Source organism: Neobacillus muris, assembly GCF_943193175.1.
GTDB classification, from domain to species: domain Bacteria; phylum Bacillota; class Bacilli; order Bacillales; family Cytobacillaceae; genus Neobacillus; species Neobacillus muris.
Window position 1 is genome coordinate 52,324 of sequence record NZ_CALPDF010000012.1, and the last position, 26,165, is coordinate 78,488.

Sequence of the window (26,165 nt, forward strand, 5' to 3'; positions counted from 1 at the left end):
AGTTTGAGAAAGGCAGGATGTAAACAGATGATACAGATTGAAAATGATTGGCTGCAGGTGGAAATCAATCGTCACGGTGCAGAAGTCCTTAAAGTGAAGCACAAGAAAAATGGGTTAGACTACATGTGGCCGGGGGACCCGGCTTATTGGGGACGTGTTTCTCCGGTATTATTTCCAATTGTAGGTCGCTTGAAAGATGACCGCTATCAGCTTGATGGCAAAACCTATGAGTTGTCACAGCATGGCTTTTTGCGTGACGTCGATTTTGAGCTGGAGGAGCAGACAACAACGGAGGCTTCCTTTAGCTTCGAATCGGCTGGACGCTGCCTTCATGTATACCCTTTCGATTTTAAAGCGATGATTCGTTATCGGCTTTATGAAGACTCACTAGAAGTCCATTGGGAGATCGTGAATGAAAACCAAGAGGAGATGTATTTCTCGATTGGCGCGCATCCGGCCTTTAGGATCCCGCTTTTAGAAAATGAAACCATTGGTGATTACAGTCTGCATCTTGTACCAGCAGACGATAAGCAAGTGATGGAGTATGGGCTGACCGATGCGCTTATTCGAGAGAAGGGAAGCTTCGATGATTTATCACCGATTGTGCTCACTGATTCATTATTTGCTAATGACGCTCTCATTTATAGCCATATCGATCAAATTACACTGGCATCGAATCAATCACAACACGGTGTGGAAGTAAGCTTAATAGGTTTTCCGTTTGTCGGGATTTGGTCAAAATACACAGATGGCAAGATTGCTCCATTTATTTGCATTGAGCCATGGTACGGGATTGCCGATACATATGTTACAACTGGGAATTTGAAAGAGAAATTGGGGATCAATCAATTGATGCCGAAACAATCATTCCAGGCAAAGTATGAAATAAAGTTTACATGAAACGTGGAATCGTCTTCTGAATACAAGGATTGGACAGCTGCGAACGTAATTTTTTCTCGAAAAAACTATTAAGGGCTGCTTTCCAGATTACATCTGGAAGGCAGCCGATAATATTTAGCCTAGCAGCTTATGATAAAAGGACTTAGCCTCAGAAAGATCCTTTGTTCCATGAACCAACACTCTGCCATCTTTAAAAATAACCATTCGATGACTTCCTGCATCATATGATAGAAGGTAAGGATTCCGATGAACAGTTCCCCCTTGGTTCAAGAGTACTTTTTCTAAGGCTGCCAAATCACGTACAACCGGAGAGGGAGGACGGATTTGAACCGTATCTCTGCCGCACAGGACCGCAGTTTTTGTTTGGTTTTCAAAGGCCAAAAACGGATAGGAGCGCATTTTTCCGCAGGAAGGGCAATCTCCTTTTTTTAATGGATCTACCTTTATGGCGCTAAATTGATTTTTCCATAAATCAAACGATACGAGTCTATTTCGCAAGGCTTCCAAGTCTCCGGCCAAAATTTTTAAACCCTCCGTCATTTGATATGCCGCCACCATAGTCACTGCTGGGCTGATGATTCCGGCGGTATCACAAGTCAGCCCGCCTAGCGGAACAGACCCTAACAAACAAGCAAGGCAAGGTGTCTTATCAGGAATAATCGTATAGGAGATTCCATAGCTTCCGACACAAGCACCGTAAATCCATGGTACGTGGTACTTCTGTGAAACGTCGTTGATCATCATTCTTGTTTCAAAGTTATCGGTTGCATCCATGATAAGGTCGACATTCTGCGCCCATTCCTCCAGTTCTGGCACGGAAGCATCTGCGATGACGGCCGCGATTTTCACAGTAGAGTTGATGGCCGTTAAGCGATTTTTGGCTGCAATTGCTTTTGGCAGCCGTTTTTCAGCATCTTGTTCGGTATATAATTGCTGCCGCTGCAAATTGGACCATTCCACATAGTCACGATCCACAATCGTTAATTGGCCAATACCAGCACGCACGAGCGCTTCGGCATTGGCGGATCCGAGGGCCCCTGCTCCGATGATAAGGACATGTTTTCTCGAAATTTTCTCCTGCCCGCCGTTTCCGATTGGAGGGAAGAGCATTTGGCGTGAATAGCGGTCCTTCACCCGATGCTCATTCCTTCCACTGGGCTGCTGGCAGTAGCATAGCGCTTTTTCGCAATCCGGCCTGCTTCAAACCCCAGCCGTCCGGCTTCAATGGCGAGCCTCATGGCTTTTGCCATTTTAACAGGATCGTTTGCGCCAGATACCGCCGTATTTAACAAAACGCCATCGGCACCTAATTCCATTGCCGCTGCCGCATCAGCAGGCGAACCAATGCCTGCATCCACGATAACCGGAACAGCGGCCTGTTCGATAATAAAACGTAAGTTGACTGGATTGATAATGCCTTGACCAGACCCAATCGGTGAAGCGCCTGGCATAACGGCGTGACATCCCGCTTCTTGAAGCTTTCTGGCCAAGACGACATCATCCGAGGTATAGGGGAGGACGATGAACCCTTCCTTGACTAACTCTTCTGTCGCTTTCAGCGTTTCCATCGGATCCGGCAGCAAGGTTTTATCACAGCCAATGACCTCCACTTTAATCATGTCGCATAATCCCGAAGCTTTTGCCAGTTTGGCAATGCGAACTGCTTCTGCTGCTGTTTTGGCGCCAGCTGTATTAGGCAGCAGTGTATACCTCGAAGTGTCCAGCTGCTCTAAAAAGTTTGGCTGGCTTGGTTCGAAGATATTCATCCGCCGAATTGCAAAGGTGAGAATTTCCGTTTTCGATACTTCCACCGCTTGTCTTTGGATTGTGAAGCTTGGATATTTTCCAGTTCCAAGCAATAAACGTGATTCAAATAACAATGGACCAATTTTTAACATATCAGCCGCCTCCTACAAAATGGACAATTTCAATTCGATCCTTATCGGATAATCTAGTAATTTGGTGTTCCGTCCCTGTTAAAATCTCTCCGTTGATTTCGACTACCACAACTTTTTCATGAAGTTCATAGTGTTTTAGTAAGTCTGAGACAGATACAATCTGTGCTGGCAATGAAACGGATTCGCCATTTATAACAACAATCATCATGTACCCCCTAATGAACCATTTTGTTATTTCGATCAATCCTGAAAGAGGAGAGAAGATGTTCATCTGGATGGCCTTCCAGTAAGCCGGCCACTAGTTTCCCCGTAACTGGACTTAATAATATCCCGTTGCGGTAATGCCCCGCGGCCATAAACAATCCCTTCTTAAATGGATGTTCGCCTATGTAGGGGAGGCCATCGCCTGTTTGCGGCCGAACACCCGCCCATACCCGTTCCCATCTGGCGTCTTTTATTTGCGGAACCAATTGGATCGCTCTCTCTGCTAATGCAGCAATTCCTTCAAGCGTCACGTTTTTATCAAAGGTATTTTCCACTTGGGTCGCCCCAATATAGATTTCACCGTTGCGCTTTGGCACAAAGTAGCATCGCTTATCGGAAAAAATGGTTCTCTCTATGATCGGAGTCTCAGGCTTTACGGAAAAGCATTCGCCCTTTACCGGATAAACCGTTATGCCGATCCCTGTCTCTTGCAGCAGCTGAGCGGCCCATGCACCAGTGGCTAGGACAACCTGATGGCAATGGATATCACCAAAAGTGGTTTTCACCCCGATGACCCGTTCCTGCTCATAGAGGAACGAGAGGACTTCCGTGTTTTCAAGTATTTCCGCGCCAAAATGAATGGCTGCCTTTGCAAACGCCTTTGATAAAGCTGCCGGCATGACATGGCCATCGTTAGGGAGATACATGCCGCCAGGGAGGTCAGGGGAGAGGGATGGCTCCAACTCGTGTAATTCATGAGCGTTGAGCCACTTGATATCGGGATCCCAGTTCTGCTGGAAGGTTACTTGTTTCTTTATTTCCTCTGCGATGGCATCGGTTTCGGCAATTTTGATGATGCCTTTTTGGACAAACTCTATATCGATTCCCGTTGTTTCATACAGTTCACTTGCAAGTTCACGGAACATCGCTTGGCTTTTTAACGCTAATTGGAATAGGGGACCGTCCTGTTCAATCTCCGCTTGTGCCGCAAGCATTCCGGCTGCCGCACTCGAGGCCTCGCAAGCTAACTGGTTCTTCTCAATCAAAACCACTTGTCTTCCGCGCTTTGAAAGCTGATAGGCGATTGAACTTCCGTTGATTCCGCCGCCGATAATGGCAACATCAAATGTGCTCGTCAATTTTTCCATCTCCATTTTTTAATGCATGATAGTAGTCTTTCACTGCTTCTAAAGGATCGCGTGCCTCAAATATGCCAGACATGACGGCAATCCCTTTTGCACCCGCTTGAATTACGCTTCGAGTATTTTCAGGCGTGATGCCGCCAATCGCAATCACGGGTATGTCGAGTTGGGCAACTCTGGTTAATGGCATCAGCCCTTTCGGTGTCTGTCCAGGCTTTGAGCCAGAGGGAAAGATGTGCCCAAACAAGACATAATCTGCACCATCCCGAATGGCTTTTACGCCTTCATCATAAGAGTGAATGGACTGGCCCACTTTTAGGCTTGCAAACCTGTTTTTGACAATCAATGTTTCCAAGCTATGGAAGGACAGCTGTACCCCGGCTGCCCCGGCTGCTAAAGCAACATCCACCCGGTCATTCACAATGATCTTGGAAAGGGGAATGGTTTGCGCCAGCTGTTCGATCATTTGGAAAAGTTCGCGGGCCGTTTTCTGTTTTTCCCGAATGTGGATGGCCGTTGCATACGGGTGGATATCCATTACGATTTCATGCAGCTGGGCAAGTGGCATTTTGCCATTCGAGATCATATGGAATTCGGTCTTACTGGTTTGAATTTGCCTCACTCCTTTGGAAGCTTTCCACCTAAAAAAACCTAGCGAAAAACAAAAAAGCCACTTTCTTTGGCAAGAAAGTGGCTGATGATTTGAAAAGAAATCAAATATCCCGTTTTCCACTTCCCTACGCTGGTATTACCCAGATCAGGTTCATAAGAGTCCCGAAGTTACACTTCAATCTCAGCCTTTTAAAAAGGCACCTCTAGCGGATTGCTTCCTATTCATTTGTAAAATTTATCTGCACGTATAATACTATCACTTGGAAATGAAAAGTCAAATAATTTAGTTTATTGGAAATCTATCAAACGATATACAGGAAGAAGGGCGCTTTGGCACGACTTGCATCATAATTTTGGTGACATATTGTTCCTTGTCATTCTTAACCACCGAATCATAGATATACTCTTCAAAAACATAATCCCCTAAGGTCAAATCAAGAAGTTCCATCTCTATAAAGAGCCGTTTATAGGTCTGATGGATTGTTTTTTCATCCCCAATATGGTACCCAATGAGAAAATCACCTTTCACAGCCTGAAAATAAGGAAATCCTGCTCTTGGATGCGGCTGCTCAATATATAAATAGCTATAATGAGAGAATTCCCCCTTTAGTATATGTTCGCGTTTGGTAATGCTCCCGATTGGATAGCCTGAATCCAGCTGTGAACGGTTTAATTCATTAATAAAATCGGAAACCACTTCAATAAATTCTTTATCAGAGACATTTTCAATATTTCTGCTTAAATAAAGGGTTGCTTCAGGCAATGGCTCAAACGTGATTTGCTGAAAATCAAGCTCTAACGCTTTTTCCATTAACGCGATATTTGCATCGATCATTCTTTCCTTCATTTCAATATCCTGGCGTTTTTTCACAATCTCTTCTTTTTTCTGATACATTAAGGACAAAAATTTTTCAGGTGACTTATTTTGCATGTAATGTTGAATATCATGAAGTGACATGCCCAGATCCTTTAATAAATCAATCACCAAGAATAACTCGATTTGGTGAATGGAATAGTAACGGTACCCTTTTTCATTTTTCAAAACTGGAGACAAAAGTCCAATTTGATCGTAATAAAAAAGGGTCTGTTTATTAACTTTGCACAGCTTCGCAAATTCACCTGTCGTTAAATATTTGCTGTCTTTTTTGTTCATTTAAATAGAGCACCACCCTTGACTATATTGTAACTATATAGTTTAGGATGATAATTGTAAACAAACGATAGCGGTTATCACCCTTGTTAAGGAGAGAGCAGAAGATGAAGGGTCAAAAAATCACTTTAGGAATCTTATTATTGAATTTATTTATTGCTTTTTTGGGCATTGGGCTTGTCATTCCGGTCTTGCCTGCCCTATTGGATGAATTAGGAATTACCGGAACCACCGTAGGGTATTTGACAGCCACTTTTGCATTGGCCCAATTGATCGTTTCACCGATAGCCGGGAAAGCGGCCGATCGATTTGGCAGAAAAATATTGATTGTTATAGGTTTATTTATTTTTGGCCTTTCCGAATTTTTATTTGGAATTGGGAAAGAGATTGCGATGCTATTTTTTTCCCGTTTTTTAGGCGGTGTCAGTGCCGCATTCATTATGCCGGCGGTGACAGCCTTTATTGCAGATATCACCAATTTTGACACCCGCCCTAAAGCACTTGGGTATATGTCAGCGGCTATTAGTACGGGGTTTATTATTGGTCCGGGGATAGGTGGATTTTTAGCGGAATTTGGTTCGCGGATTCCATTTTTCTTTGCAGGTGGACTTGGCGCCATTGCTGGGGTCCTGTCTATTGTGTTATTGTCTGAGCCAGACCGTTCAGAACAAAATATGGAAAATGGGGCAGAAGGGAAGAAAAGCATCAAACGTATTTTTGCTCCGAAGTATTCTTTTGCGTTTATGTTAATTTTCATCACTTCCTTTGGTTTAGCCGCCTTTGAATCTTTTTTTAGCCTGTTTGTGGACCATAAATTTCAATTTAGGCCATCTGAAATTGCTATTGTCATTATGGGCGGCGCCATTTTGGGCGCCGTGTCACAGGTCATTTTATTTGATAAGCTGACACGCTTTTTGGGTGAAATTAAACTGATTCGATATAGCTTAATCGTATCAGCCGTACTTGTTTATTGTATGACGGTTGTTCATTCGTATTTCTATATCTTACTGGTAACATGTATTGTTTTTGTAGGGTTTGATTTATTCCGTCCAGCTGTTACTTCTTATCTTTCCAATATGGCCGGGGATGAACAAGGTTTCGTTGGGGGAATGAACTCGATGTTTACGAGTTTGGCGAATATCAGCGGCCCGATTATCGGGGGGATATTGTTTGATATTGATATTGACTACCCTTACTATTTTGCCGCGGTTGTATTAGCTCTTGGAGTCGTTTTATCATGGCTGTGGACCAAGGCTGCTGATTCTTCTAACGAAAAGAAGACAGGCGTTGCTGACTATTAATGAGGCCCTCGGGCCGTGAGCTAATTCAACAATACGAACCATTAGGGCGGCCCAAAAGGAATTTAATCCTTTTGGGCTTTTAAAAGTGGATGCGCATGAGACTTGTTATCTGTTGAACCTTTTGGTAAAAGGTAGTATGAAGCGAAATAAAATCTGCCAACGGGCTTGACATGATAAAAAGAACTAATGTAAAATGCAAATCGTAATGATTTCGATTTAATTAAAAGGAGGAAAAACGATGAGAGTAAAAATCACACTTCAGTGTACAGAAACAGGAGATAGAAATTACCTGACAACGAAAAACAAAAGAAATAATCCTGAACGGCTGGAATTAAGGAAATTCTCTCCCAGATTGAAACGATATACTCTACATAGAGAAACGAAGTAGACAGGTTGATTCATGATAGTTTGATTTGACGGGCCATAATTATGTTTCATGGGGAAGCATAATTTTTAAATCGTAATGATTTTGTTTTAACAAATAGAAAGGAACGATTAACATGCAAAATACGAAAATTCCAGTAACCGTTTTAAGTGGCTATTTAGGTGCAGGGAAGACAACCTTATTAAATCATATCCTTCGAAACAGAGAGGGGTTAAAGGTAGCGGTCATTGTAAATGACATGAGTGAAATTAACGTGGATGCCGAATTGGTGAAACAAGGAGGCGGGCTGAATCGGACAGAGGAAAAGCTGGTGGAATTATCAAATGGGTGCATATGCTGTACATTAAGAGAGGACTTACTAATAGAAGTGGAGCGGCTGGCCAAATTAGGAAATATTGATTATATCGTAATAGAATCAACTGGAATAAGTGAACCAGTACCAGTTGCTCAGACCTTTTCTTATATTGATGAAGAATTGGGAATCGATCTTACAAAATATTGCAGACTAGATACCATGGTTACGGTTGTGGATGTCAATCGGTTTTGGCATGATTTTTCCTCAGGTGACCTCCTCCTGGAAAGAAGCCAGGCATTAGGTGAAGATGATGATCGTTCCGTTGCAGACCTATTGATTGACCAGATTGAGTTTTGTGATGTGTTACTTCTTAATAAATGCGATTTATTGGAAGAAGAGCAAGTAAAACAGCTGGAGATCTTTTTAAGAAAGCTGCAGCCCGGGGCTAAACTATACCGCTCCGTAAAGGGGAATATACCGATTTCAGAAATTTTGAATACGGGATTATTTAATTTCGAAGCAGCCAGTCAATCGGCTGGCTGGTTAAAAGAGCTGGAAGCACCGGAGCATACGCCGGAAACGGAGGAGTACGGGATTAGTTCCTTTGTTTATAGAAGTTCGCTCCCATTCCATTCCGAAAGATTTAGTCAATGGGCGGAAGAGATTCCTGCAGAAATCGTAAGGGCGAAGGGGATTGTCTGGTGTGCAACCAGGAATGACCTTGCTTTATTGTTCTCTCAAGCAGGCCCTTCCGTTCAATTAGAGCCTGTTTCTTATTGGGTTGCCTCATTGCCCCCGCAGCAGCAAGCCCAATATTTAAAGGAAAATCCTGAATTGAAAATTGACTGGGATGAAAAATTTGGTGATCGGAAGAATGAACTAGTGCTAATCGGCATTGATATGGACAAAAACGGTGTGAAAGCCTCCTTAGATAGCTGTTTGCTGACGGAAGAGGAGATGGCATTAGACTGGAACAAAATGAATGATCCTTTTGGGTGGACAGTAACTGCTGCAATAGGATGATACAGATATCCCCTGACCATACTAGTTAGTCCTATTAACAAGTATGGTCAGGGGTTTATGATTTCTAAAAATAAAGGATTTAATAAATCTGTACACCTACATCGAACACATATGGCTGCTGAGGAGCAGTGATTTTGGAAAGCTGGGTAATATTTAGTACGGGTATCGTTTCCCCATTATATTGGGCTTGATCAATCGTGCCTGTAACTTGAACCCATTGGTCATTGGGCAAGGCAGCGACATTTCCTTTTGCCATCACTCCATAGACGGAGGCATCAGCAACACAGCAAGTGATACCAAATCGGGCCACAACAATTTCGTCTTGCATAAAGTTCTTTTCCCGATAGACGAACCCTTTTGTCGTAACCGTTTTTCCGACCATGCTGTTTAGATTATCTTGAATAATCGTCATCATGTTCACATATTGATCATCCTCAATGTGAATCGTCTTTGCCTTTAATAATTGATCCTTCATGGCTTCGTATTCCGATTGCGTTATCGGGTCAGGCTGATCCTCTAACACACTTTTTGGATTGGATGCAGCGTCTGTTGTGCTGGAATCGGCTGCAGGACTTGATTGGGTGCCGTTTTTTGCAGCCGTTATGTTAGCGGATGTTTGCGAGCTTGTACCCAGTTTAATGTTCCTGTTCATGGCGACAGAGCTATCAAGGACATTGTTGCCGAAAAGAAATCCCGTGGCGATTGGAATAATAAACAATGAATAAAGGAACAGACTTTTCCATTTGGACGCAGGATAGGCGTGTTCTCCGTCACAATCGCAATGGTATGACTGATTTTGCCCCGAAGTCCCTCTTAAAATCAATAGGACACTAAGGATCAATAATACAAACAGAGTAGAGTATATGAAGCGAACCATTTTTGGCGCAATCAATAGAGAAATATCATTGGTTAACAGTAATTTAAATAAAAGCAGCATAAAACCTATTAAAATCATCCCTCTGATAAGATAATGAAAGGAAAAATCGCGATCTTCATTGGACTTCATCATTTTGCCCCCCTTTTATTTAAAAAATAGCTGAAAGATATAGACGGAAAAATAGACGACAAGTGGAGTGACGAACAGCAAATAGAGGACAAACTTTTTCTTAAAATAACCAAATAACATCAAGGTGTTTTTGATATCTATCATTGGGCCGAAAACTAAAAAAGCAAGAATAGAGCCTTCTGTAAAGGTTGAGCCAAACGAAGAGGCAACAAAGGCATCGGCTGAAGAGCAGACGGAAAGGACAAAAGCAAAGCCCATCATAACCCCTGGTGCAAGGGTGGTGCTTGTCCCTAATGATAAAAGGGCATTACGGTCAAAGAAGGCTTGAAACAGACTTGCAAGAAGTGCGCCTATGAATAAATACTTTCCAGTATCAAATAATTCATCACTTGCATGATAGAAGGTTTCCAATAGTTTGTTTCCTTTTTGATGGTGGTGATGATGATGTCGATGTTCATCTTGTTTTGTTTTTAAAATATTTTCTCTTTTGAAGCGTCTGTAAATGATGAATCCAATGAGAATGGAACTAATAAATCCGATAAGCATTCTGGCATTGGCGATATAGGGCGTGCCTTTAAATGCAAAATAGGTGGAAGTATAAACGACAGGGTTTAAGATGGGGGCACTGAGCATAAACACTACTCCTGCATGGGACGGCATGCCCTTTTTGATTAACCTGCAGACTACGGGAATGATGGCACACTCACATATTGGAAAGATGATTCCTAGTAAAGCAGCGGGTATGAGGGCCAAATAGGCGTTACGAGGCAAAATCCTTCTAATGGCCTCTTCAGATACAAAGGCTTGAATAATGGCCGAAACAAAGACTCCCAGTAGAATAAAAGGAATGGCCTCCAAAATAATGCTGAGAAAAATGGTATTTACATTAAAGAACGTACTGGGGATTCTAGTAAAAAATGATAGGTTCTTGATTTCCTCTGCAAAGAAAAAGAGAAATAGGATGAAAAAAAACAATAGAAAAACGAGACTGTCTTTTACCAATTTATTAATAAGTGCCACATTCATTCTCCTTTCTTGGAACGGTCATTCCTATTCTATTTATATGCTTGTGCAGTTCAATCATTTCACTCAATGATGAAATGATATAAGAAATAATTCGTAATAATTACGATTTGTTAAACTACTAAAATGATTATTCGCCTTAAATCGTAATAATTCCTAATTAATAAAAATGAGGATGAATTTTTTCAATGGACAGCAGAGTCCCAATTATTTGTATGGATGGTCAGTTTATGAAAAAAGCATTTTATTAAGTCTGAAAACCACCATTTCTTCCCCGAAATGAATTCCCCTATATTGACAGCAAAAAATATGTCCAATATAGCCTTACAACTTGCAGTTACTATAAAACCAACAGATGCCAGAACCCTTCTCGGAAATGAACTGCCTGGATTACGATTATATGACACCGAGATTGTGGTGGCAGGAGAAGGGACAAACCTCACTAATCTTCCAACTGAATCTGCCCCTCCGTTAGAGGTTCTGCTGAATGAAAGGAAAGTATCTGAAGAATTATTAAAACAAGAGAATGTGCCACAAAACAATGCTGCTGTAACGGATCCCGAAACTAAAACCGTATTTATCTATCATAGCCACAGCTGGGAATCATTTCTTCCCTTGTTAGTGGGAGCATCCATACCAAATGAAGCTGTCAGTTCGGATGAAAGGGCAAATGTAGTGGGGCTCGGAGACCGGCTTGCAGCGGATTTAATGAACAAAGGGATTGGAGTTGAACACGATAAAACCAATATGACCCAAGAGCTAAAGAAAAAAGGCTGGACCTATACCAAAGCATATGCTGAGTCGCGGGAGATTGTTGAAGCAGCCGCCGCCAGTAACACAAAACTAAACTATTTTATTGACCTCCACCGTGATGATACCCGGAAAGAGATTACTACAAAGGCAATAAATGGAGTGAACTACGCAAGGCTCTATTTTGTCGTGGGAAAAGAAAATAAAAGTTATTTAGAAAATCTGGAGTTGGCGAAAGAACTAAACGAAAAATTAGAAAAGAGCTATCCTGGCATTAGCAGAGGGGTTTTCCTAAAAACCTTTAAGGATGGAAATGGTGTATATAATCAAGATATTTCAAATAATGCGATGCTGCTGGAAGTCGGAGGGGTAGATAATACTTTAGAGGAACTTCAAAGAACGATTGATGTTTTTTCAGAGGTATTGGCTGAACAGTACTGGGAGTTTTACGAAGCAAAAGAGGTGAATGGAAATGGTTAAATCTCTGCCTGCTTCATTAAAATGGCTATTGTTCACATTTTTCAGCAGTACAGCCGCTTATTTCCTGCCTGGGATTTCTGCTATAACGATAGCGGTATTTTCCACTGGCCTCCTATTTTCAATAGCGTATTTTTATAGGGAGCATCTTTAGTCAATAGATAGAGTAACCATATTGCAGTCGGAGCATGTCCTTGGTTTATTTTTCCCCCTACCATTACAATCGATGATTGCCAATGATTTGGAAATGACCGAGCTCGAATAAACCGTGCAGGTATATTTTTCAGATTTTTTCAGATAGTAATCTAGATAATAAATGATGGGGTGAACGAATGAAAAAACTTCCGATTTTTATTACAATGGGGATGATCTTATTATTTTTCGGTACGACTGCCATGGCGTCAACAAAAGACGATGTGACAACTTCCGTTGAAAAATTCTTAAAGGCGCAAAAAAATTGTAATGCAGAAATGATGGCCGAGCATTCTGTCTATTTCCACAAGATTGACAATCTTAAGGAAATGTACACAAGATTCTGCCATGAAAATCCACTGCAGCAGGCCAGTATAACGAAGCTAAGTGTAATAAATGAAGAGGCGGCATTGGTGTCCATTCAATCCAACTATAAAGAAATGATCAACATAAGGACCACTCCTGTCATTAAAAAGGATGGAAACTGGAAGATCGTCATCGGGGTTCCACCCTCAGGGGCAAAAAGTACAAATCCAGAAAATAGAGCAGGGGAGGATGCAGAAGTCACCCAGCTGTTTAAGGATTATGTTGACGCCATAAAAACGGATGATCTAGAGAAAATGACAAACTTTATTAAAATTTTGCCTGATGCCGATCGTAAAAAAATAGAGGCTCATCTTAAGGGGTTAAGCATGCAGCCAGCACCTCAAATGATCACATATGGCATCAAACATATTTCGGATTCGTTGGCGATTGTTCAAGTGGAAATCAAATACCCAAACCTTAGCTTTACACAGAATTTAGCCGTTACAAAGGAAAACGCGCAATGGAAACTAGTTTTTGGGCATCCGTTGACCAATTCGTTTATTCCTAAAACTGGTAATCCGATCATGATAAAATAACTACAAATTTTAAACAGGCCGCTAGCTGGTCTGTTTTTTATCTAGTTGGGCGGCAAGAAAGGTATTAAAATATTTCACAAGTATGGTAGGATAAACTAGAAGAGGCAGGTAAAATTAGCCAGCCCGTTTTTATACAAGAAGAATGTCTCAAAAGAATAGGAAATGGTGTGTAAGATGATCATCCATAGAGGAAAAAAGAAAACTCGAACCCTATTTGTGTATCCTGCCGTCATGCTAGTTATTGGAATGATCCTGACTGTGTTTCTATGGTATCAAGGCATCATGATTCCTAACGCTTACCGTGTAAAGGATTATTCGGTAAAAGGTGTGGATGTTTCGTCATATCAGGGTGAAATCGATTGGGGACAATTCGAGAAACAAGGCGTAAAATTTGCGTTTATGAAGGCCACTGAAGGAAGCACATATGTCGACCCAACCTTTGAAGAGAATTGGAAAAGTGCTGAAAATACGAAAATGCGAACAGGTGCCTACCATTTTTTTAGTTATGATAGCGCAGGCAAAACCCAAGCCCAAAACTTCATTCAAACAGTGCCGTTAAATCGTGATTCATTGCCGCCAGTCATTGATGTGGAGTTTTATGGCGATAAGGAAAAAAATCCTCCAAAACGGAGTCAAGCAGAAAAAGAGCTTCAAACGATGGTAGACATGCTGGAAGAACATTACGGAAAACGTGTCATTCTTTACACGACACAAAAGGCTTATGATTTGTATATTAAAAATGGCTTTGACCAATGTGATATATGGATAAGGGATGTTTTGACAAAGCCATCGCTTCCGGATAAAAGAGGTTGGACATTTTGGCAGTATACCGACCGGGAAAGATTAAAAGGTTATAGTGGGGAAGAGAAGTTCATCGACGTTAATGTCTTTAATGGGAGTGAAAAGGAATTTCAAGTGTATGGGCGTTAATATTCACCCATTTGAAGGATTTAAGCAAAAATGTTTTTTTATGATTCGGATTCCATCGAACAAGATTTCGGAAAATATGGCCTGATAGAGGTTTCAGAAATCGACGAGCCCAATAAGCACATGAAAAATAAGCCTTCCATCAACTTTATCATGGTAAAATGCAGGAAAATTGGAAATTGTTAGGTTTGGGAAATTTTTCAAAATATTGTAGAATAGATCGAAATTTTGTAGAATAAATCATAATTTTGCAGAAAAACAGGATGATTTTGTAGAATTCCTCATAGGGAAACCAGAATAATGAGCCGAAATGAAATAATTATTTCGGCTCTTTTGCTTATTCGTTCATAAACAGCTTGATGCAAGGTGCAAAGAACGGTGTTTATCTGTCCCTTTTAATATTTTGAGGGTGGCAAGAACTCCTTGAAAATAGCCGCTGAGCCACTCATTAAGCATGATGGCTTTAACGCAAGCCATTCAAAAACATTTGAGAAATTTGAGCGCCATAATTCATCAAAAAATCACTATTAATCGCTTTACTCTTTAAACCCTCTGTGAAAATATGCATGAACATCACTAAAACCTCATCCGAATAGGCGGGATTAATTTTTCCCTCTTTACGTCCTTTGTGCAGCAAACTTAAAAGTAATTGGTCACTTTTTTCTTGCGCATCTTTATCAAAAAAAGTGGGATCATTTGTATATTGCTGCATCACATTATGAAAAAATATCGCGGTCATACTTTGCACTTTTTTCATTTTGTATTGGGATAGTTCTATATATGTTTGCTCAAATGGCAAATCACTTTCGACTAAACGTTCATATTCTTCTTGAACGGAGGCAAGAAAATTTTGAATCGTGGTATTCATTAAATTCTCTTTTGTATTGTAATAATTGAATAATGTTACTTTACTAACGCCGGCATTTTTAGCAATTTCGTCCATGGTAATATTGGAAATGTCCTTTTGATTGAGCAATTCAAGCGTAGCAGCTTCAATATTTTTCATTTTCTTCTCACGTCTTAAATCAAAGCCATTTTTCTTCATCTTCTCACCACTTTTTTTCCCTTTTTCAATTACTTTCTACCTATTTATATTATTTCATTTTTTGAACTAAATCAAATGTTTTAGTTAAAAAACTATTTGAATTACCGGATAAATAGGTGTATATTATGAACTATAAAGTTAATTTTAGTAAAAAACTTTCTCGTGAAATTGGAGATGAGACGAATGATAATCGCAGAAATCAGGGGTCTACAGAAAAATTATAAATCCACCCCTGCTTTAAAAAATGTAACGATGGATGTAAAAAAAGGGGAAGTATTAGGGTTTATCGGACCAAATGGAGCAGGAAAATCGACTACCATCCGTATTTTGCTTGGCATAATAAAGTCCAGTGGAGGATCTGCCAAGATATTCGGGAAGGATGTCTGGAAGGATTCGATTGAAATCCATAAGAAACTATCGTATGTTCCTGGCGATGTCAATCTTTGGCCTAATTTAACAGGCGGCGAGATTATTGATGTATTTATGCGCCTCCAGGGAACAAAGAACTATGCACGACGGGATGAATTAATTCAAAAATTTCAATTCGACGCTAAGAAAAAAGCGCGAACGTATTCAAAGGGCAATCGCCAAAAAGTGGCGCTGATCGCTGCGCTTGCCAGCGATGCCGAACTTTATATTTTTGATGAACCGACTAGTGGCCTTGATCCCCTGATGGAAGCCGTTTTTCAAGAGGAAGTAGAAAATTTAAAAAATCAAGGAAAGTCGATCCTTCTCTCCAGTCACATATTAAGCGAGGTCGAACGATTATGTGACCGCGTTGCGATTATTCGTCAGGGAGAAGTCATTGAAACCGGCACACTAGACGAATTAAGACATTTAACCCGCTATCAATACAAGATTACGACTCGCCATGAACCGACTGGATTAAAACAAGTGAGCGGTGTGCACGACTTGGAAATCAAAGGGAAGGAAGCTGTTTTCCAAGCAGATAGCGATCAAATTGAAGCCATCCTGGAAGCCATCCTGCCGTACCATGTAATTAAGCTTGAGAGTGTCCCGCCGACTCTTGAATCCTTGTTTATGCGTCATTACACTGGAAAGTAGGGGAGTAGGATGAATAATCTATTTAATAAGACTGGGATGCTCTTTGTTCATACATTACGGAGAGATTGGCTAAAGCTGCTCATTTGGGCTGCTGCTTTAAGTCTTTTCGCAGGCGGCTTTGCTGCATCACTGTACGAAATGTATGGAAAAGACCCTGCTGGATTGAAAGCCATGTATGAGACGATGAAAAATCCAGCCATGATTGCCATGATCGGACCAACAGCAGCTACTGCTGAAACGTACACGATCGGTGCGATGTACGCACAGGAAATGCTTCTCTTTACAGCACTTGTGTTTGCCATTGTATCGATTATGCATGTCATAAGCCGCACAAGGAAAGAAGAGGACGATGGAATATCAGAGCTTATTCGATCCTTTCAAGTTGGACGACTGGCCAACACAACAGCAATCGTACTGGAATTGTTCCTTCTGCATGTAGTTATCATTGCTCTTTCTGTCCTTTTGCTTCAAGTCCAGGATGTACCAGGATTGAATTTTTCGAGTAATTTGGTCTATTCCGTTTCACTAGGGCTGCAAGGTTTTTTATGGGGGATGATTGCACTTATATTCGTTCAATTAGCTGCGGGAGCTGGAGGCGCCAGGGGACTAAGTTTCTTAACGCTTGGCTTGTTTTACGTTCTCCGAATGGCAACGGATATGAGCACACCAGATGCTTCTTGGTTCAACCCGCTCGGATGGAGCTATCTTGTAAATGCTTATGTTGGTGATGACTGGCTTCCAATCGTTATTGCGTTTGCTGCCAGTATCATTTTTTTAGTAGTTTCCTATATTTTAGAGCATGCCCGAGATATGGGGGCTGGATATTTGCCAGAACGTTCTGGCCGTGATCATGCAAAAGATCGTCTGTTGACCCTGCCTGGCCTAGTAATACGGCTCCAAAAGACATTTATTATTAGCTGGATCATCTCTATCTTTATTACGGGAGCTATGTATGGATCCATTTTTGGGGACATGGATGAGTTTGTTAGTGATAACGAGATGATGAAACAAATGTTCCTTCATAATGCAAATTACACCATACAAGAACAATTTATGAGCGTGCTTTTCGTTGTTTTATCTTTGTTGACGACGATATTCATTGTGGGAAGTCTTATGAAACTCATAAACGAGGAAAAGAAAGGGCACTGGGATCCGCTTTATGCTACTAAATTAAGCCGGGCAAAATTCTACTGGTATCATGTGATCTTGTCTTTCATCCTTGGGCTGCTCGGACAGTTTTCTGCGATAGTGGGGCTCTATCTGGCTCAGCGAAGTGTGATGGAATCCCCGTTAAGTTTGTGGGAAATTACGAAGGCTGGAATGGTTTGGGTACCTGCGATTTTCTTCTTTATCGGTATTTTGGCTGTACTGATTGGCTGGCTGCCGCGCTTTACGATCATCATTTGGGGCTATCTAATCTTTGCTTTCTTTAATAGTTATTTTGGGCAAATGATGGATATCCCAGAATTCGTGCTGAATCTTGATATATTTAGCTATATTCCGAAGGTTCCAATTGAAGAGTGGAAATGGGGAACGATAATCTTCATCAAATTATTGGCCCTCCTCCTGATAGTGGTTGGTTTTGTCGGCTATAAAAAACGGGATTTAGTGAATGAATGATTTCCCGTCCGAACTATTCGCTTGTAATATATACCAATTTTTGTAGAATAAATCGAAATTTTGTAGAATTACTCTTCGGTTTTGTAGAATAACGCCTATATTTGTAGAATTCTTCTTGGTTATTGTAGAATAAGCATAAATTGCTCCGTTTACTAAAAAAATCTTCCTTTTTGGAAGATTTTTTTTATTTTAATTAGGTCAGGCTTAATAGTTAAGGAAGGTGCCAGTCACCATCCGTGTGAGGTGGAAATGAGGTTTAGAGGCCATACATAAAAGATGAAAAAAATAGCTTTTTTATTTCTATTTTTTCAGGAAGTAAAACATGTCAGAATGAAAACTGGAGTGAACATTTTCATCAAAAAAAATCTTACATGATACGGAGTGAAGTGATAGATGAAAGCTTATTTTCGCCAGCATCCACTTGTGTTTACCATCTTTGTACTAGGGAGCAGCCGGTTGGCAGGATTTGGGATCATTCAAATCATCTTGATTGCAAATCCAAACCTTTCTTTAAAAGAAGACCTGGGCTGGGCTTTGCAATTGTTATATATGCTCATGGCATTCCTATTGGTTTATGGATTTGGACAACAGAAGGATGCGGGAATCAGTCTTCCGCCTGATAAAAAAGAATGGTTGTTTTGGATTCCTCCTCTGGTATTTCCTATTTTTATTATCTTCAGTTTCGGAGTAGAAGCGCCAGCGTCCACTTGGCGGCTCGTTATGCTCTTGCTTGCCGCATTTGGAGTTGCTGCAAATGAAGAATTAATTTTTAGAGGTCTATTTTTAAAGTCCTTTTTACACAAGGGAATCTATCCGGCGATTTTTATTCCTGCACTCATCTTTGGATTGATCCATCTTCCAAATGTGTTTTTCGGAACTGATCTTTCCTTTGCCATTTTTCAAACCTGCTGGGCGTTTTTAGGGGGGATTGCCTTAGGCGCCATGCGATTGAGGAATCAAAGTATTTTACCTGTTATCGTTTTTCATTTTCTCGTAGATAGTATGGAATATTTATCGACTGGAGAAATAGGCATTCATATCACCCATTTTAGCTATCCAATTTTAATAAGTTTTATTGGTTTAAACTTGTTGTTTATGTCTTATGCTTTCATTTTGCTAAATAGAAAACAAAATATCAGAAGGGGTGTCCTAAATGGAAGGTATCAAACAAACTAATATGGAAACGCCAAGTAGGGAGAAAATAGAATTATCGCTCATTATGGCATTAATGCTTATGGAGGTACTTTTCTTCCCAAAATTGAAAGGGATCATGGTCGTTGTCTCGATTATTTATTTCTTGGTAGAACGAAGGGTTCGGAATAGAACAGGAGAGGAAATAGGCTTATCTTTTGTCTCGTTCCCTCGCAAGTTAAGAGAAAATTGGATATGGATTGCATTAGTTGGTGTTATCATGCAAGGTTTTTATTTGCTGATGTATGTAAATTTCTTGCCTGATGTACTGGAGCATCTATTAGCGCGTGTGCCCATTAATATTCAAGCAGTCAATATCCAGCTCATTTTTACACTTCTTATTTTTGCTTTTGGTGAAGAGATTGTCTTTAGAGGGTTAATTCAAGCGCAGTTAAATAAATTTCTGCCTGCTTGGGCTGCGATCCTGGTCACATCCATATTATTTGCGATCATGCATTTTTCATCAGGGCCAGCAATTGTTGTATGGATTGATTTAACAACCGTATTTATTGACAGCATCCTTTTTGGTATTCTTTTTGTCAGAACGAACAACATCTATATTACAACCTTTGCCCATGGAATGGCTAATTTAGTAGCCACTTTTTCCCTGTATCTGTTTTTCTAGTTTATAAATTATGTAACTATCAATAGCGAACAGGCCGCCATGTTATAATTGGTGGTCTTTTGGTTTTAGTCTGCAGGCAAGTGTAGGAAATTTTTTCACAGTTTTAAATAAATATTTATGGTAGGATATTCTCGAGGATGCAGGAAAAAATTGGAGTGGATGAACATATTAATTGTTGACTTATTATTAGATCTTGCAGGAGAGCTTATTGATTTTTTGATACCAGATCGTAAAGAAAAGAAGTGGGAGAAACACATAAAAAGATTAAAAGAAGAACCTTGGTTTAACGCACTGGAGAAGGATTGGCGCTACGAATATATTATTTATAACAACAGAATGGTAAAGAAGTTCCTAGCCAGTGAAAGAAATATCAAGATGATTACGAGTATGGATGAGGAAAGAGAGAATTTTATACAGCTTGTGAAAGCGGAACATGAAAAATATTCAAGATTGTACTAACTTATGTATGCTGCCTTTATTTTTAAAAAATCTTTCAACCTGCAGAAAGGCATTATTCTGCAGCTGCTGACTGCCAAGCTTGGCATACGTTTGCTAGCTTTTAATTTTAACCTCTTTAGCTAAAATACCTTTCCAAGAATAGCGATTTCAGCAGCTTATTAAAATAAGCAAACTTTTATATTTTATAACAATATTGTATTTTAATTGTTACAAAGTTAAAAGAGTAATATATGCAAACTTCTGTTCACCAGTAGCTAACCACTACCGAACGTCTAAAAATATCAGAAAAAATCTATGAAAAAGTAGGAGGAATCTATGGACATTTTCCAAGATGCTATGATGAATATCAAATCAAGATGGAAAAATTAGATGTCAACACTTTTTAATAAACAATTGAACATTTATTAAAAGTAAAAAGGGTATTATCTCCCCTTATTCCGTATGCGGTTATTTCACTGACCGCCGCAAGTCAAATGCCATCTTTCATTGATTCGTTTGTGGCACCGTTAAGTTTAATCAATGCGTTAATTACCTTGTCGGCAGGGAAAAAAAGGAAGACTTTTATAAGAAATTAGATAGATTAGAAGAGATTTGGAACTTTTTTGATGTGTTTAAAGAATAAATATATTTGATATCAAAATCACCAGAATGAAAAAGGCAACAAAGGTAATCAAAAAAATCTTCCAAGTCCAAGTTGGAAGATTTTTTAAATAAAAATTCAAATTTGCAATTCTAAATCTTCCATCTCATCTTTATATCTTTTCAAGCGTTCATAAAATGAACGCCGAGATATGCCTAACATTTTGATGGCATATGAACGATTATAATTTGAGCGTTTTAAAGCCTCTTTCATTAAATGAATTTCTAATTTGGTGATATTTTTCGAAAAGTCCAATGAATTTGTAAGAGGAGAATGGTAAGAAACTGGACCTTCATTGGTTTGCGGTGGTACAGCAGCAGGTAATCCATGAACCTCATTGATGATGTTATTTGGCAGGTCGATAATTTTTATATCATTTGTATCTGTTAAAAAGAAGGCATGCTCTAAAATATTTCTCAACTCCCGAACATTACCAGGGAAAGAGTAGTCTAGCAATAAATCATAAGCCTCCTGACTCATATGAATATTCTTATGATATTTCTGATTAAACTCTTGGAGAAAATGAAAGATTAGAATCTCAATATCCTTTTTTCTAGCCCGTAAAGGCGGAATCGTTAAGGTAAACCCATTAATTCTGTAAAATAAATCCTCCCGAAAAGTTTCATTTTTTATCATTGATTCGATATTACGGTTAGTGGCTGCTAGGACTCTTACATTGATTGGAATAACCTCACTGCCGCCAACTCGGACAATTTCTTTTTGCTGCAGTACCCGTAAGAGCTTAGCCTGAAGGTGATAATTCATATCGCCAATTTCATCCAAAAAAATCGTTCCCTCATTAGCCAATTCAAATTTTCCTTTACTGCCATTCCGCTTTGCACCAGTGAAAGCGCCTTCATTATAGCCGAAAAGCTCACTTTCTAATAATGCTTCTGGTATAGCTGCACAATTAATCGCAATAAAGGGTTTTGTTTTCCGACTTGACCATTGATGGACGCTTTTAGCCATTACTTCTTTTCCAACGCCGCTTTCTCCTCTAATTAAAATAGAAAGATCGGATTGGGAAAGCTTTTTTACTTTTTTAAGGTCATCTGCCAGTAGGTGATCATTTGAGGTGAAAAAACTAGTTTCAGCTGGAGGAAAAGATGGAACGATGTGTTTTTCATTAAGTAAATCATGATTATTGGTTTGGATAGGGAAGTGATTTAAACTAAGTTTAAGTGTCATCAATTCCTCTTCGTCAAGGTAAGTGGCAATTGCTCCAATCACCTTTCCGTGTTTCTCTATCGGTGTGGCATCTATGAGAAAGTCTTTCCCCATTACTTTCCTTAACATATTGCACTTCGGTCTTCCAGTAACGAGCGCCTCATATATGACAGAATTTGGAGTGAAGTTTTCTATATTCCTTCCAATCCATTCTTTCATTTTGAGATTCATTTTTCTTTCTGCCGCTTGGTTAATGAACACGAATTTTCCATCTTTATCAATTATTACTACTCCGTAATTCACAGAGTTGAAAATGGTATCAAGATTGAATGGATCTAATTCTATATTTGAAAGAAACGACAAAATCTCATCACCTCATCTCTCGTTAACAAGAAAGTACTATAAATTGGTAATATTGTCAATATTCATACAGTGTATAAGTTGTATACATAATATTTGTTTCTTTTATATACAAAACACCAAAAAATCTTTTTTGTATACAGAATATAATCGACGGATATCAAGCTGAGATCTAAGCACTTAAAAAAAATTTCCTTTTACAGCAGCCATTTTTCACCCCATTTTCTGTAAAAATCAATCAGCTTTTTTAAGGTTGGCACGATATTTGCATTTAATAAGAATGAGTAGTCGACAGATTACAATATTTCAAATTGAGGCAGGAGGTGATGAGTCGGAAATGAATCCGGTTAAACGGGTTGACCCACTTTACCAACAAATTTATAAACGGTTAGAGGAAGAAATATTGGAAGGGAAAATCATGCCCGGAGAACGATTAATCGATACAAAAATAGCGTCTGATCTGGGTGTGAGCAGAAGTCCAGTAAGAGAAGCATTTCGAAAATTGGAACGTGATGGGCTTCTTGTTAATGATGAAGGCAATATTTCGGTTTTTATTCCTTCCTTGCAGGATGCAAAGGAATTGTACCAGGTCAGGATTGGCTTAGAAACGGTTGCAGCCTATTGGGCGGCCAAACATATAACCGATGATGAACTCAAGCGGTTAAGCCAAATTTTAATCTGGACAGAGCAAGCTGTTGAACAAAAAAATACTCAGAATATCATTGCTCTAAATACAAAATTTCATGAAATCATCATCACATATTCAAGAAACAATCAGCTCAAAAAGATGATGGACAATACCCGTTCATTAATTCGCATTTGCAGAAACACCATCATCAAACAATATAACCGCAGTGATAGCTTTTTAGAAGAACATTATGGCGTGTTCCGAGCTATGAGCATCCATGAGCCAGAATTAGCGGCAAGAAAAATGGAACAGCATATCCAGAATGATTTGAAACATTTCGAGGAGTCATACATTTACCAAAATAAGATGGAATCCGCAAACAAATCGAGGAGGTTATTAACTTGACTACAACAACAAATACGGTTTATCAATTGCCTTTTACTGGAGTAAAAGAATACAAAATGTTTATTAATAACGAATGGGTTGAGAGCGTATCCGGAAAGAGGCTCGAATCTGTCAACCCATTTACAGGAAAGGTTTGGGCGACAGCGCCAGCAGGTGAAAAAGAAGATATTGCTCTTGCAGTCAAGGCGGCTAAAGAGGCATTTGAAACAGGCGAATGGTCTACATATACTGGTGCACAGCGTGGAGCATTGCTTCGTAAACTAGGTGACCTGATTGCTGAAAATGCGGAGCTTCTGGCCATCAGTGAAGTAGTTGACAATGGAAAATTGATTCGAGAAATGCTTGGGCAGACAAAATCCCTTCCAGGCTGGTGCTACTACTTTGCTGGTATGGCGGACAAAATTCATGGGGAAAGCATTCCTGTTGATGTTCCCAATATGATTAACTACACGGTTCGTGAACCGCTTGGTGTCATAGGGGCGATTGTTCCATGGAACTCGCCATTGCTATTAACTCTTTGGAAATTATGCCCGGCATTAGCTGCTGGAAATACAGTTGTCGTGAAACCGTCTGAAGTAACACCAGCCTCCCTATTAGAGTTAGCAAAACTAATTAAAGAGGCGGGCTTCCCAGCAGGGGTCGTAAATTTTGTCACAGGTTTTGGCCAGACAGCAGGTGACGCCCTGTCAAAGCATCCTGATGTCCGTAAAATCGCGTTTACCGGTTCGACAGCAACTGGAAAATTAATCATGAAAAACTCTGCAGACCACTTCGCACGTGTGACCTTAGAGTTAGGTGGTAAATCTCCGAATATCATTTACGAGGATGCCGATCTTGCAAATGCAGTAAATGGCGTTTTAGCAGGGGTATTCGCCGCTTCTGGCCAAACATGCATGGCAGGTTCGCGGGTACTTGTCCATGAAAATATCTATGATGAGTTTGTTGCAAAGCTTGTTGAAAGAACAAGCCAAATCAAACTTGGAAATCCGCTTGATATGGAATCTGAAATGGGAACCGTTGCTTTCAAGGGACAATTCGAAAAAGTCCTACGCTATATAAAAATTGCCGAGGATGAAGGAGCTACTCTTCTTTACGGAGGAAAACACCCAACAACACCTGAATTGAAGGATGGATTCTTTGTAGAACCAACCATCTTTGGAGATGTGACAAATGATATGAGGATTGCCCAAGAAGAGGTTTTTGGCCCGGTTGTCGTCTTAATCCGCTTTAAGGATGAAGCAGAAGCCATTTCCATTGCAAACGATACGGAATTTGGTTTAGCAGCTGCTGTTTGGACAAAAGATGTTCAGCGTGCCCACAGAATGGCATCAAAGATTAACGCTGGAACAGTATGGATCAATAATTACCGTAAAGTTTCCTATTCTTCACCATTTGGCGGCTACAAATCCAGCGGCATCGGAAGAGAAAATGGTTTCAATGTCATGCACGAATATACACAAGTTAAGAGTGTTTGGGTAGACACAGGCAACATCATTACCGATCCATTTAAAATTTTGTAACTGAAAAAGGGAGGAACAATATGAGCCGATTTGAAATTTTCAGAGAAGCAGGGAATCCAATGTTTAATAATAACCAGCTGAAGCTGGGGATATTTGGTCCCAACGTGAACAACTCTTGTTCTATGACCCTGGCAGAAACATCGTTCAAGCCCAATTTCGAAACCAATGTTAAAATTGCCAAAATGATGGAGGCTGCAGGCTACGAGTGTATCGTACCTGTAGCCAGGTGGCGCGGATTTGGCGGGCCAAGTAATTTTAATGGGGAATGCATGGAAACGTATACTTGGGCAGCTGCTATGGCCGCCGTTACGGAAAAAATTTATCTCTTTTGTACATCCCATTTACCGACCATCCATCCGATTGTTGCCTCCAAAATGATATCTACCATTGATGGTATCTCAAAGGGCAGAATTGGCTTAAATACGGTTAATGGCTGGTTTCCAAATGAAATGGGAATGTTTTCTGGCAAGAAACTGGAGCATGATAAAGGATATGAATTTGCAGCCGAATGGTTGGACGTAGTCCTGAAAATGTGGTCAGAACAATTTTTTGACCATAAAGGAGAGTTCTTTGAAATAAAAGATGGCTGGCAGGAGCCAAAACCAAGCCAAAGTCCTAGGCCTGTGCTAATAAATGCAGGATCCTCAAAAGCAGGAATGGAGTTCGCAGCCAAGTATGTCGATTTCCATTTCTCGTTTATCGAGTCAATGGAACAGGCAAGGGAATGGACAAACCGAATGAAAAAGCTGGCCTGGGAAGAGTACAAGAGAGAAATTAATACCTTCACCACCAGTTTTGTCGTCTGTCGACCTACAGAAAAAGAAGCGTGGGAATACTACAATTATTATGTAAGGGAAAAAGGTGATGATGAAGTAACCGATATTATTTGCCGTCTCTTTAATATCGATACAGCCTCCCAGTCTGCTGATTTCAATAAGAAATTTAGAGAAAATTTTATTGCAGGCTGGGGCGGCTATGCGTTAGTCGGAACACCAGAGCAGGTAGCCGATAAATTAATCAATATAGCTAAATCTGGCGTATCGGGAACACTCCTGTCATTTGTGGACTATCTAGAAGAGATGCCATACTTTAATGAAACTGTACTGCCTTTGCTTGAGCAGGCAGGTGTGCGCAAACCTATTAACTCAACAGAAAAGCCAACAGCGGACAAAATGGGGGCACAACCTCTAAAATCCACTTCAATAGAGGCTGAGGTTTCATTAGAACCCGTGCAGTAACCAGCCGGTAAGTCA

Annotated in this window: 25 protein-coding genes, 1 pseudogene and 1 riboswitch; of the genes and pseudogenes, 16 read left to right on the forward strand and 10 right to left on the reverse strand. The window is 40.1% G+C overall.

Translation table 11 applies throughout. The features are described 5' to 3' along the window. Nucleotides 1-27: 27 nt before the first annotated feature. On the forward strand, nucleotides 28-900 hold the full coding sequence (locus tag NFS43_RS10625; protein ID WP_251551642.1) for an aldose 1-epimerase family protein: 873 nt from the start codon (nucleotides 28-30) through the stop codon (nucleotides 898-900). 114 nt (nucleotides 901-1,014) lie between these two features. Here the strand turns inward: NFS43_RS10625 and NFS43_RS10630 are convergent, their stop codons facing one another. The 6 genes from NFS43_RS10630 to NFS43_RS10655 form a co-directional block, all read right to left on the reverse strand. Continuing rightward, nucleotides 1,015-2,034 carry a thiazole biosynthesis adenylyltransferase ThiF gene (locus NFS43_RS10630; protein ID WP_251551643.1) on the reverse strand — a complete coding sequence of 340 codons (1,020 nt, stop codon included), beginning with the start codon at nucleotides 2,032-2,034 and terminating at the stop codon, nucleotides 1,015-1,017. After that, a complete protein-coding gene (locus NFS43_RS10635; RefSeq protein ID WP_251551644.1) occupies nucleotides 2,031-2,798 on the reverse strand; it encodes a thiazole synthase in 768 nt (255 codons plus the stop codon). The genes NFS43_RS10630 and NFS43_RS10635 overlap by 4 nt, the downstream gene beginning before the upstream one ends. 1 nt (nucleotide 2,799) lies before the next feature. Then, a complete protein-coding gene (gene thiS, locus NFS43_RS10640) occupies nucleotides 2,800-3,003 on the reverse strand; it encodes a sulfur carrier protein ThiS (RefSeq protein ID WP_251551645.1) in 204 nt (67 codons plus the stop codon). A 10-nt stretch (nucleotides 3,004-3,013) separates the two neighbouring features. Beyond that, the gene (thiO, locus tag NFS43_RS10645; protein WP_251551646.1) at nucleotides 3,014-4,156 is read right to left on the reverse strand and encodes a glycine oxidase ThiO; all 1,143 of its coding nucleotides are present in this window, start codon (nucleotides 4,154-4,156) and stop codon (nucleotides 3,014-3,016) included. After that, nucleotides 4,125-4,730: a thiamine phosphate synthase gene (locus tag NFS43_RS10650; RefSeq protein WP_251551647.1), complete on the reverse strand. Its 606-nt coding sequence runs from the start codon at nucleotides 4,728-4,730 to the stop codon at nucleotides 4,125-4,127. Before NFS43_RS10650 ends, thiO begins: the two co-directional genes overlap by 32 nt. A gap of 131 nt (nucleotides 4,731-4,861) precedes the next feature. After that, a riboswitch (TPP riboswitch) is annotated at nucleotides 4,862-4,971 on the reverse strand. 68 nt (nucleotides 4,972-5,039) lie between these two features. Further along, on the reverse strand, nucleotides 5,040-5,909 hold the full coding sequence (locus NFS43_RS10655; protein ID WP_251551648.1) for a MerR family transcriptional regulator: 870 nt from the start codon (nucleotides 5,907-5,909) through the stop codon (nucleotides 5,040-5,042). A 104-nt stretch (nucleotides 5,910-6,013) separates the two neighbouring features. Between NFS43_RS10655 and NFS43_RS10660 the strand changes: the two genes are divergently transcribed. From NFS43_RS10660 to NFS43_RS10670, 3 genes are all read left to right on the forward strand, one after another. Continuing rightward, the gene (locus tag NFS43_RS10660) at nucleotides 6,014-7,207 is read left to right on the forward strand and encodes an MFS transporter (RefSeq protein WP_251551649.1); all 1,194 of its coding nucleotides are present in this window, start codon (nucleotides 6,014-6,016) and stop codon (nucleotides 7,205-7,207) included. A gap of 238 nt (nucleotides 7,208-7,445) precedes the next feature. After that, a complete protein-coding gene (gene rpmG / locus NFS43_RS10665; RefSeq protein ID WP_251551650.1) occupies nucleotides 7,446-7,595 on the forward strand; it encodes a 50S ribosomal protein L33 in 150 nt (49 codons plus the stop codon). Between the two features lie 112 nt (nucleotides 7,596-7,707). After that, nucleotides 7,708-8,910, forward strand: coding sequence for a GTP-binding protein (locus tag NFS43_RS10670; protein WP_251551651.1), 1,203 nt, complete (start codon nucleotides 7,708-7,710; stop codon nucleotides 8,908-8,910). A 79-nt stretch (nucleotides 8,911-8,989) separates the two neighbouring features. Here the strand turns inward: NFS43_RS10670 and NFS43_RS10675 are convergent, their stop codons facing one another. Next, nucleotides 8,990-9,916, reverse strand: a complete 927-nt coding sequence (locus NFS43_RS10675; protein ID WP_251551652.1) for a TIGR03943 family putative permease subunit — start codon at nucleotides 9,914-9,916, stop codon at nucleotides 8,990-8,992. A gap of 15 nt (nucleotides 9,917-9,931) precedes the next feature. Next, entirely contained in the window at nucleotides 9,932-10,936 is a 1,005-nt protein-coding gene (locus NFS43_RS10680) for a permease (RefSeq protein WP_251551653.1), read from the reverse strand. A gap of 312 nt (nucleotides 10,937-11,248) precedes the next feature. On the opposite strand from NFS43_RS10680, the gene spoIIP reads away from it, so the two are divergent. The 4 genes and pseudogenes from spoIIP to NFS43_RS10700 form a co-directional block, all read left to right on the forward strand. Continuing rightward, a complete protein-coding gene (spoIIP, locus tag NFS43_RS10685; protein WP_251551654.1) occupies nucleotides 11,249-12,169 on the forward strand; it encodes a stage II sporulation protein P in 921 nt (306 codons plus the stop codon). A gap of 329 nt (nucleotides 12,170-12,498) precedes the next feature. Next, entirely contained in the window at nucleotides 12,499-13,260 is a 762-nt protein-coding gene (locus tag NFS43_RS10690; protein ID WP_251551655.1) for a nuclear transport factor 2 family protein, read from the forward strand. 231 nt (nucleotides 13,261-13,491) lie between these two features. Continuing rightward, complete coding sequence (locus tag NFS43_RS10695; protein WP_251551692.1) at nucleotides 13,492-14,190, forward strand: glycoside hydrolase family 25 protein; 699 nt, start codon at nucleotides 13,492-13,494, stop codon at nucleotides 14,188-14,190. 27 nt (nucleotides 14,191-14,217) lie between these two features. Then, a pseudogene (locus tag NFS43_RS10700) lies at nucleotides 14,218-14,373 on the forward strand (SAM-dependent methyltransferase); the annotation flags it as partial. A 277-nt stretch (nucleotides 14,374-14,650) separates the two neighbouring features. On the opposite strand, the gene NFS43_RS10705 reads toward NFS43_RS10700, so the two are convergent. After that, nucleotides 14,651-15,232 (reverse strand): TetR/AcrR family transcriptional regulator, encoded by a 582-nt coding sequence (locus NFS43_RS10705; protein ID WP_251551656.1) that lies wholly within the window; start codon nucleotides 15,230-15,232, stop codon nucleotides 14,651-14,653. Nucleotides 15,233-15,415: 183 nt separating this feature from the next. On the opposite strand from NFS43_RS10705, the gene NFS43_RS10710 reads away from it, so the two are divergent. From NFS43_RS10710 to NFS43_RS10730, 5 genes are all read left to right on the forward strand, one after another. After that, entirely contained in the window at nucleotides 15,416-16,297 is an 882-nt protein-coding gene (locus tag NFS43_RS10710; protein ID WP_251551657.1) for an ABC transporter ATP-binding protein, read from the forward strand. A 9-nt stretch (nucleotides 16,298-16,306) separates the two neighbouring features. Then, nucleotides 16,307-17,917 (forward strand): ABC transporter permease, encoded by a 1,611-nt coding sequence (locus tag NFS43_RS10715; protein ID WP_251551658.1) that lies wholly within the window; start codon nucleotides 16,307-16,309, stop codon nucleotides 17,915-17,917. 393 nt (nucleotides 17,918-18,310) lie between these two features. Next, a complete protein-coding gene (locus NFS43_RS10720) occupies nucleotides 18,311-19,093 on the forward strand; it encodes a CPBP family intramembrane glutamic endopeptidase (protein WP_251551659.1) in 783 nt (260 codons plus the stop codon). Next, nucleotides 19,071-19,733: a CPBP family intramembrane glutamic endopeptidase gene (locus NFS43_RS10725; protein ID WP_251551660.1), complete on the forward strand. Its 663-nt coding sequence runs from the start codon at nucleotides 19,071-19,073 to the stop codon at nucleotides 19,731-19,733. The genes NFS43_RS10720 and NFS43_RS10725 overlap by 23 nt, the downstream gene beginning before the upstream one ends. Before the next feature lie 159 nt (nucleotides 19,734-19,892). Further along, nucleotides 19,893-20,192: a hypothetical protein gene (locus NFS43_RS10730; RefSeq protein ID WP_251551661.1), complete on the forward strand. Its 300-nt coding sequence runs from the start codon at nucleotides 19,893-19,895 to the stop codon at nucleotides 20,190-20,192. 718 nt (nucleotides 20,193-20,910) lie between these two features. Here the strand turns inward: NFS43_RS10730 and NFS43_RS10735 are convergent. Next, complete coding sequence (locus NFS43_RS10735; protein WP_277613930.1) at nucleotides 20,911-22,362, reverse strand: sigma-54 interaction domain-containing protein; 1,452 nt, start codon at nucleotides 22,360-22,362, stop codon at nucleotides 20,911-20,913. A gap of 277 nt (nucleotides 22,363-22,639) precedes the next feature. On the opposite strand from NFS43_RS10735, the gene NFS43_RS10740 reads away from it, so the two are divergent. The 3 genes from NFS43_RS10740 to NFS43_RS10750 are packed head-to-tail and all read left to right on the forward strand — an operon-like array spanning nucleotide 22,640 to nucleotide 26,150. Next, a complete protein-coding gene (locus NFS43_RS10740; protein WP_251551662.1) occupies nucleotides 22,640-23,392 on the forward strand; it encodes a GntR family transcriptional regulator in 753 nt (250 codons plus the stop codon). Next, nucleotides 23,389-24,912, forward strand: a complete 1,524-nt coding sequence (locus NFS43_RS10745; RefSeq protein WP_338150599.1) for an aldehyde dehydrogenase — start codon at nucleotides 23,389-23,391, stop codon at nucleotides 24,910-24,912. Before NFS43_RS10740 ends, NFS43_RS10745 begins: the two co-directional genes overlap by 4 nt. A 20-nt stretch (nucleotides 24,913-24,932) precedes the next feature. Continuing rightward, nucleotides 24,933-26,150: an LLM class flavin-dependent oxidoreductase gene (locus NFS43_RS10750; RefSeq protein WP_251551663.1), complete on the forward strand. Its 1,218-nt coding sequence runs from the start codon at nucleotides 24,933-24,935 to the stop codon at nucleotides 26,148-26,150. Nucleotides 26,151-26,165 lie beyond the last annotated feature (15 nt).

Excerpts from the sequence above, each read along its gene's own strand:
- NFS43_RS10625 (WP_251551642.1), top strand. The coding sequence starts at position 28 with ATGATACAGATTGAAAATGATTGGCTGCAGGTGGAAATCAATCGTCAC.
- NFS43_RS10635 (WP_251551644.1), bottom strand. The coding sequence starts at position 2,798 with ATGTTAAAAATTGGTCCATTGTTATTTGAATCACGTTTATTGCTTGGA.
- thiS (WP_251551645.1), bottom strand. The coding sequence starts at position 3,003 with ATGATTGTTGTTATAAATGGCGAATCCGTTTCATTGCCAGCACAGATT.
- thiO (WP_251551646.1), bottom strand. The coding sequence starts at position 4,156 with ATGGAGATGGAAAAATTGACGAGCACATTTGATGTTGCCATTATCGGC.
- NFS43_RS10650 (WP_251551647.1), bottom strand. The coding sequence starts at position 4,730 with ATGATCTCGAATGGCAAAATGCCACTTGCCCAGCTGCATGAAATCGTA.
- NFS43_RS10655 (WP_251551648.1), bottom strand. The coding sequence starts at position 5,909 with ATGAACAAAAAAGACAGCAAATATTTAACGACAGGTGAATTTGCGAAG.
- NFS43_RS10660 (WP_251551649.1), top strand. The coding sequence starts at position 6,014 with ATGAAGGGTCAAAAAATCACTTTAGGAATCTTATTATTGAATTTATTT.
- rpmG (WP_251551650.1), top strand. The coding sequence starts at position 7,446 with ATGAGAGTAAAAATCACACTTCAGTGTACAGAAACAGGAGATAGAAAT.
- NFS43_RS10670 (WP_251551651.1), top strand. The coding sequence starts at position 7,708 with ATGCAAAATACGAAAATTCCAGTAACCGTTTTAAGTGGCTATTTAGGT.
- NFS43_RS10675 (WP_251551652.1), bottom strand. The coding sequence starts at position 9,916 with ATGAAGTCCAATGAAGATCGCGATTTTTCCTTTCATTATCTTATCAGA.
- spoIIP (WP_251551654.1), top strand. The coding sequence starts at position 11,249 with ATGTCCAATATAGCCTTACAACTTGCAGTTACTATAAAACCAACAGAT.
- NFS43_RS10690 (WP_251551655.1), top strand. The coding sequence starts at position 12,499 with ATGAAAAAACTTCCGATTTTTATTACAATGGGGATGATCTTATTATTT.
- NFS43_RS10695 (WP_251551692.1), top strand. The coding sequence starts at position 13,492 with ATGCTAGTTATTGGAATGATCCTGACTGTGTTTCTATGGTATCAAGGC.
- NFS43_RS10705 (WP_251551656.1), bottom strand. The coding sequence starts at position 15,232 with ATGAAGAAAAATGGCTTTGATTTAAGACGTGAGAAGAAAATGAAAAAT.
- NFS43_RS10710 (WP_251551657.1), top strand. The coding sequence starts at position 15,416 with ATGATAATCGCAGAAATCAGGGGTCTACAGAAAAATTATAAATCCACC.
- NFS43_RS10715 (WP_251551658.1), top strand. The coding sequence starts at position 16,307 with ATGAATAATCTATTTAATAAGACTGGGATGCTCTTTGTTCATACATTA.
- NFS43_RS10720 (WP_251551659.1), top strand. The coding sequence starts at position 18,311 with ATGAAAGCTTATTTTCGCCAGCATCCACTTGTGTTTACCATCTTTGTA.
- NFS43_RS10725 (WP_251551660.1), top strand. The coding sequence starts at position 19,071 with ATGGAAGGTATCAAACAAACTAATATGGAAACGCCAAGTAGGGAGAAA.
- NFS43_RS10730 (WP_251551661.1), top strand. The coding sequence starts at position 19,893 with ATGAACATATTAATTGTTGACTTATTATTAGATCTTGCAGGAGAGCTT.
- NFS43_RS10740 (WP_251551662.1), top strand. The coding sequence starts at position 22,640 with ATGAGTAGTCGACAGATTACAATATTTCAAATTGAGGCAGGAGGTGAT.
- NFS43_RS10750 (WP_251551663.1), top strand. The coding sequence starts at position 24,933 with ATGAGCCGATTTGAAATTTTCAGAGAAGCAGGGAATCCAATGTTTAAT.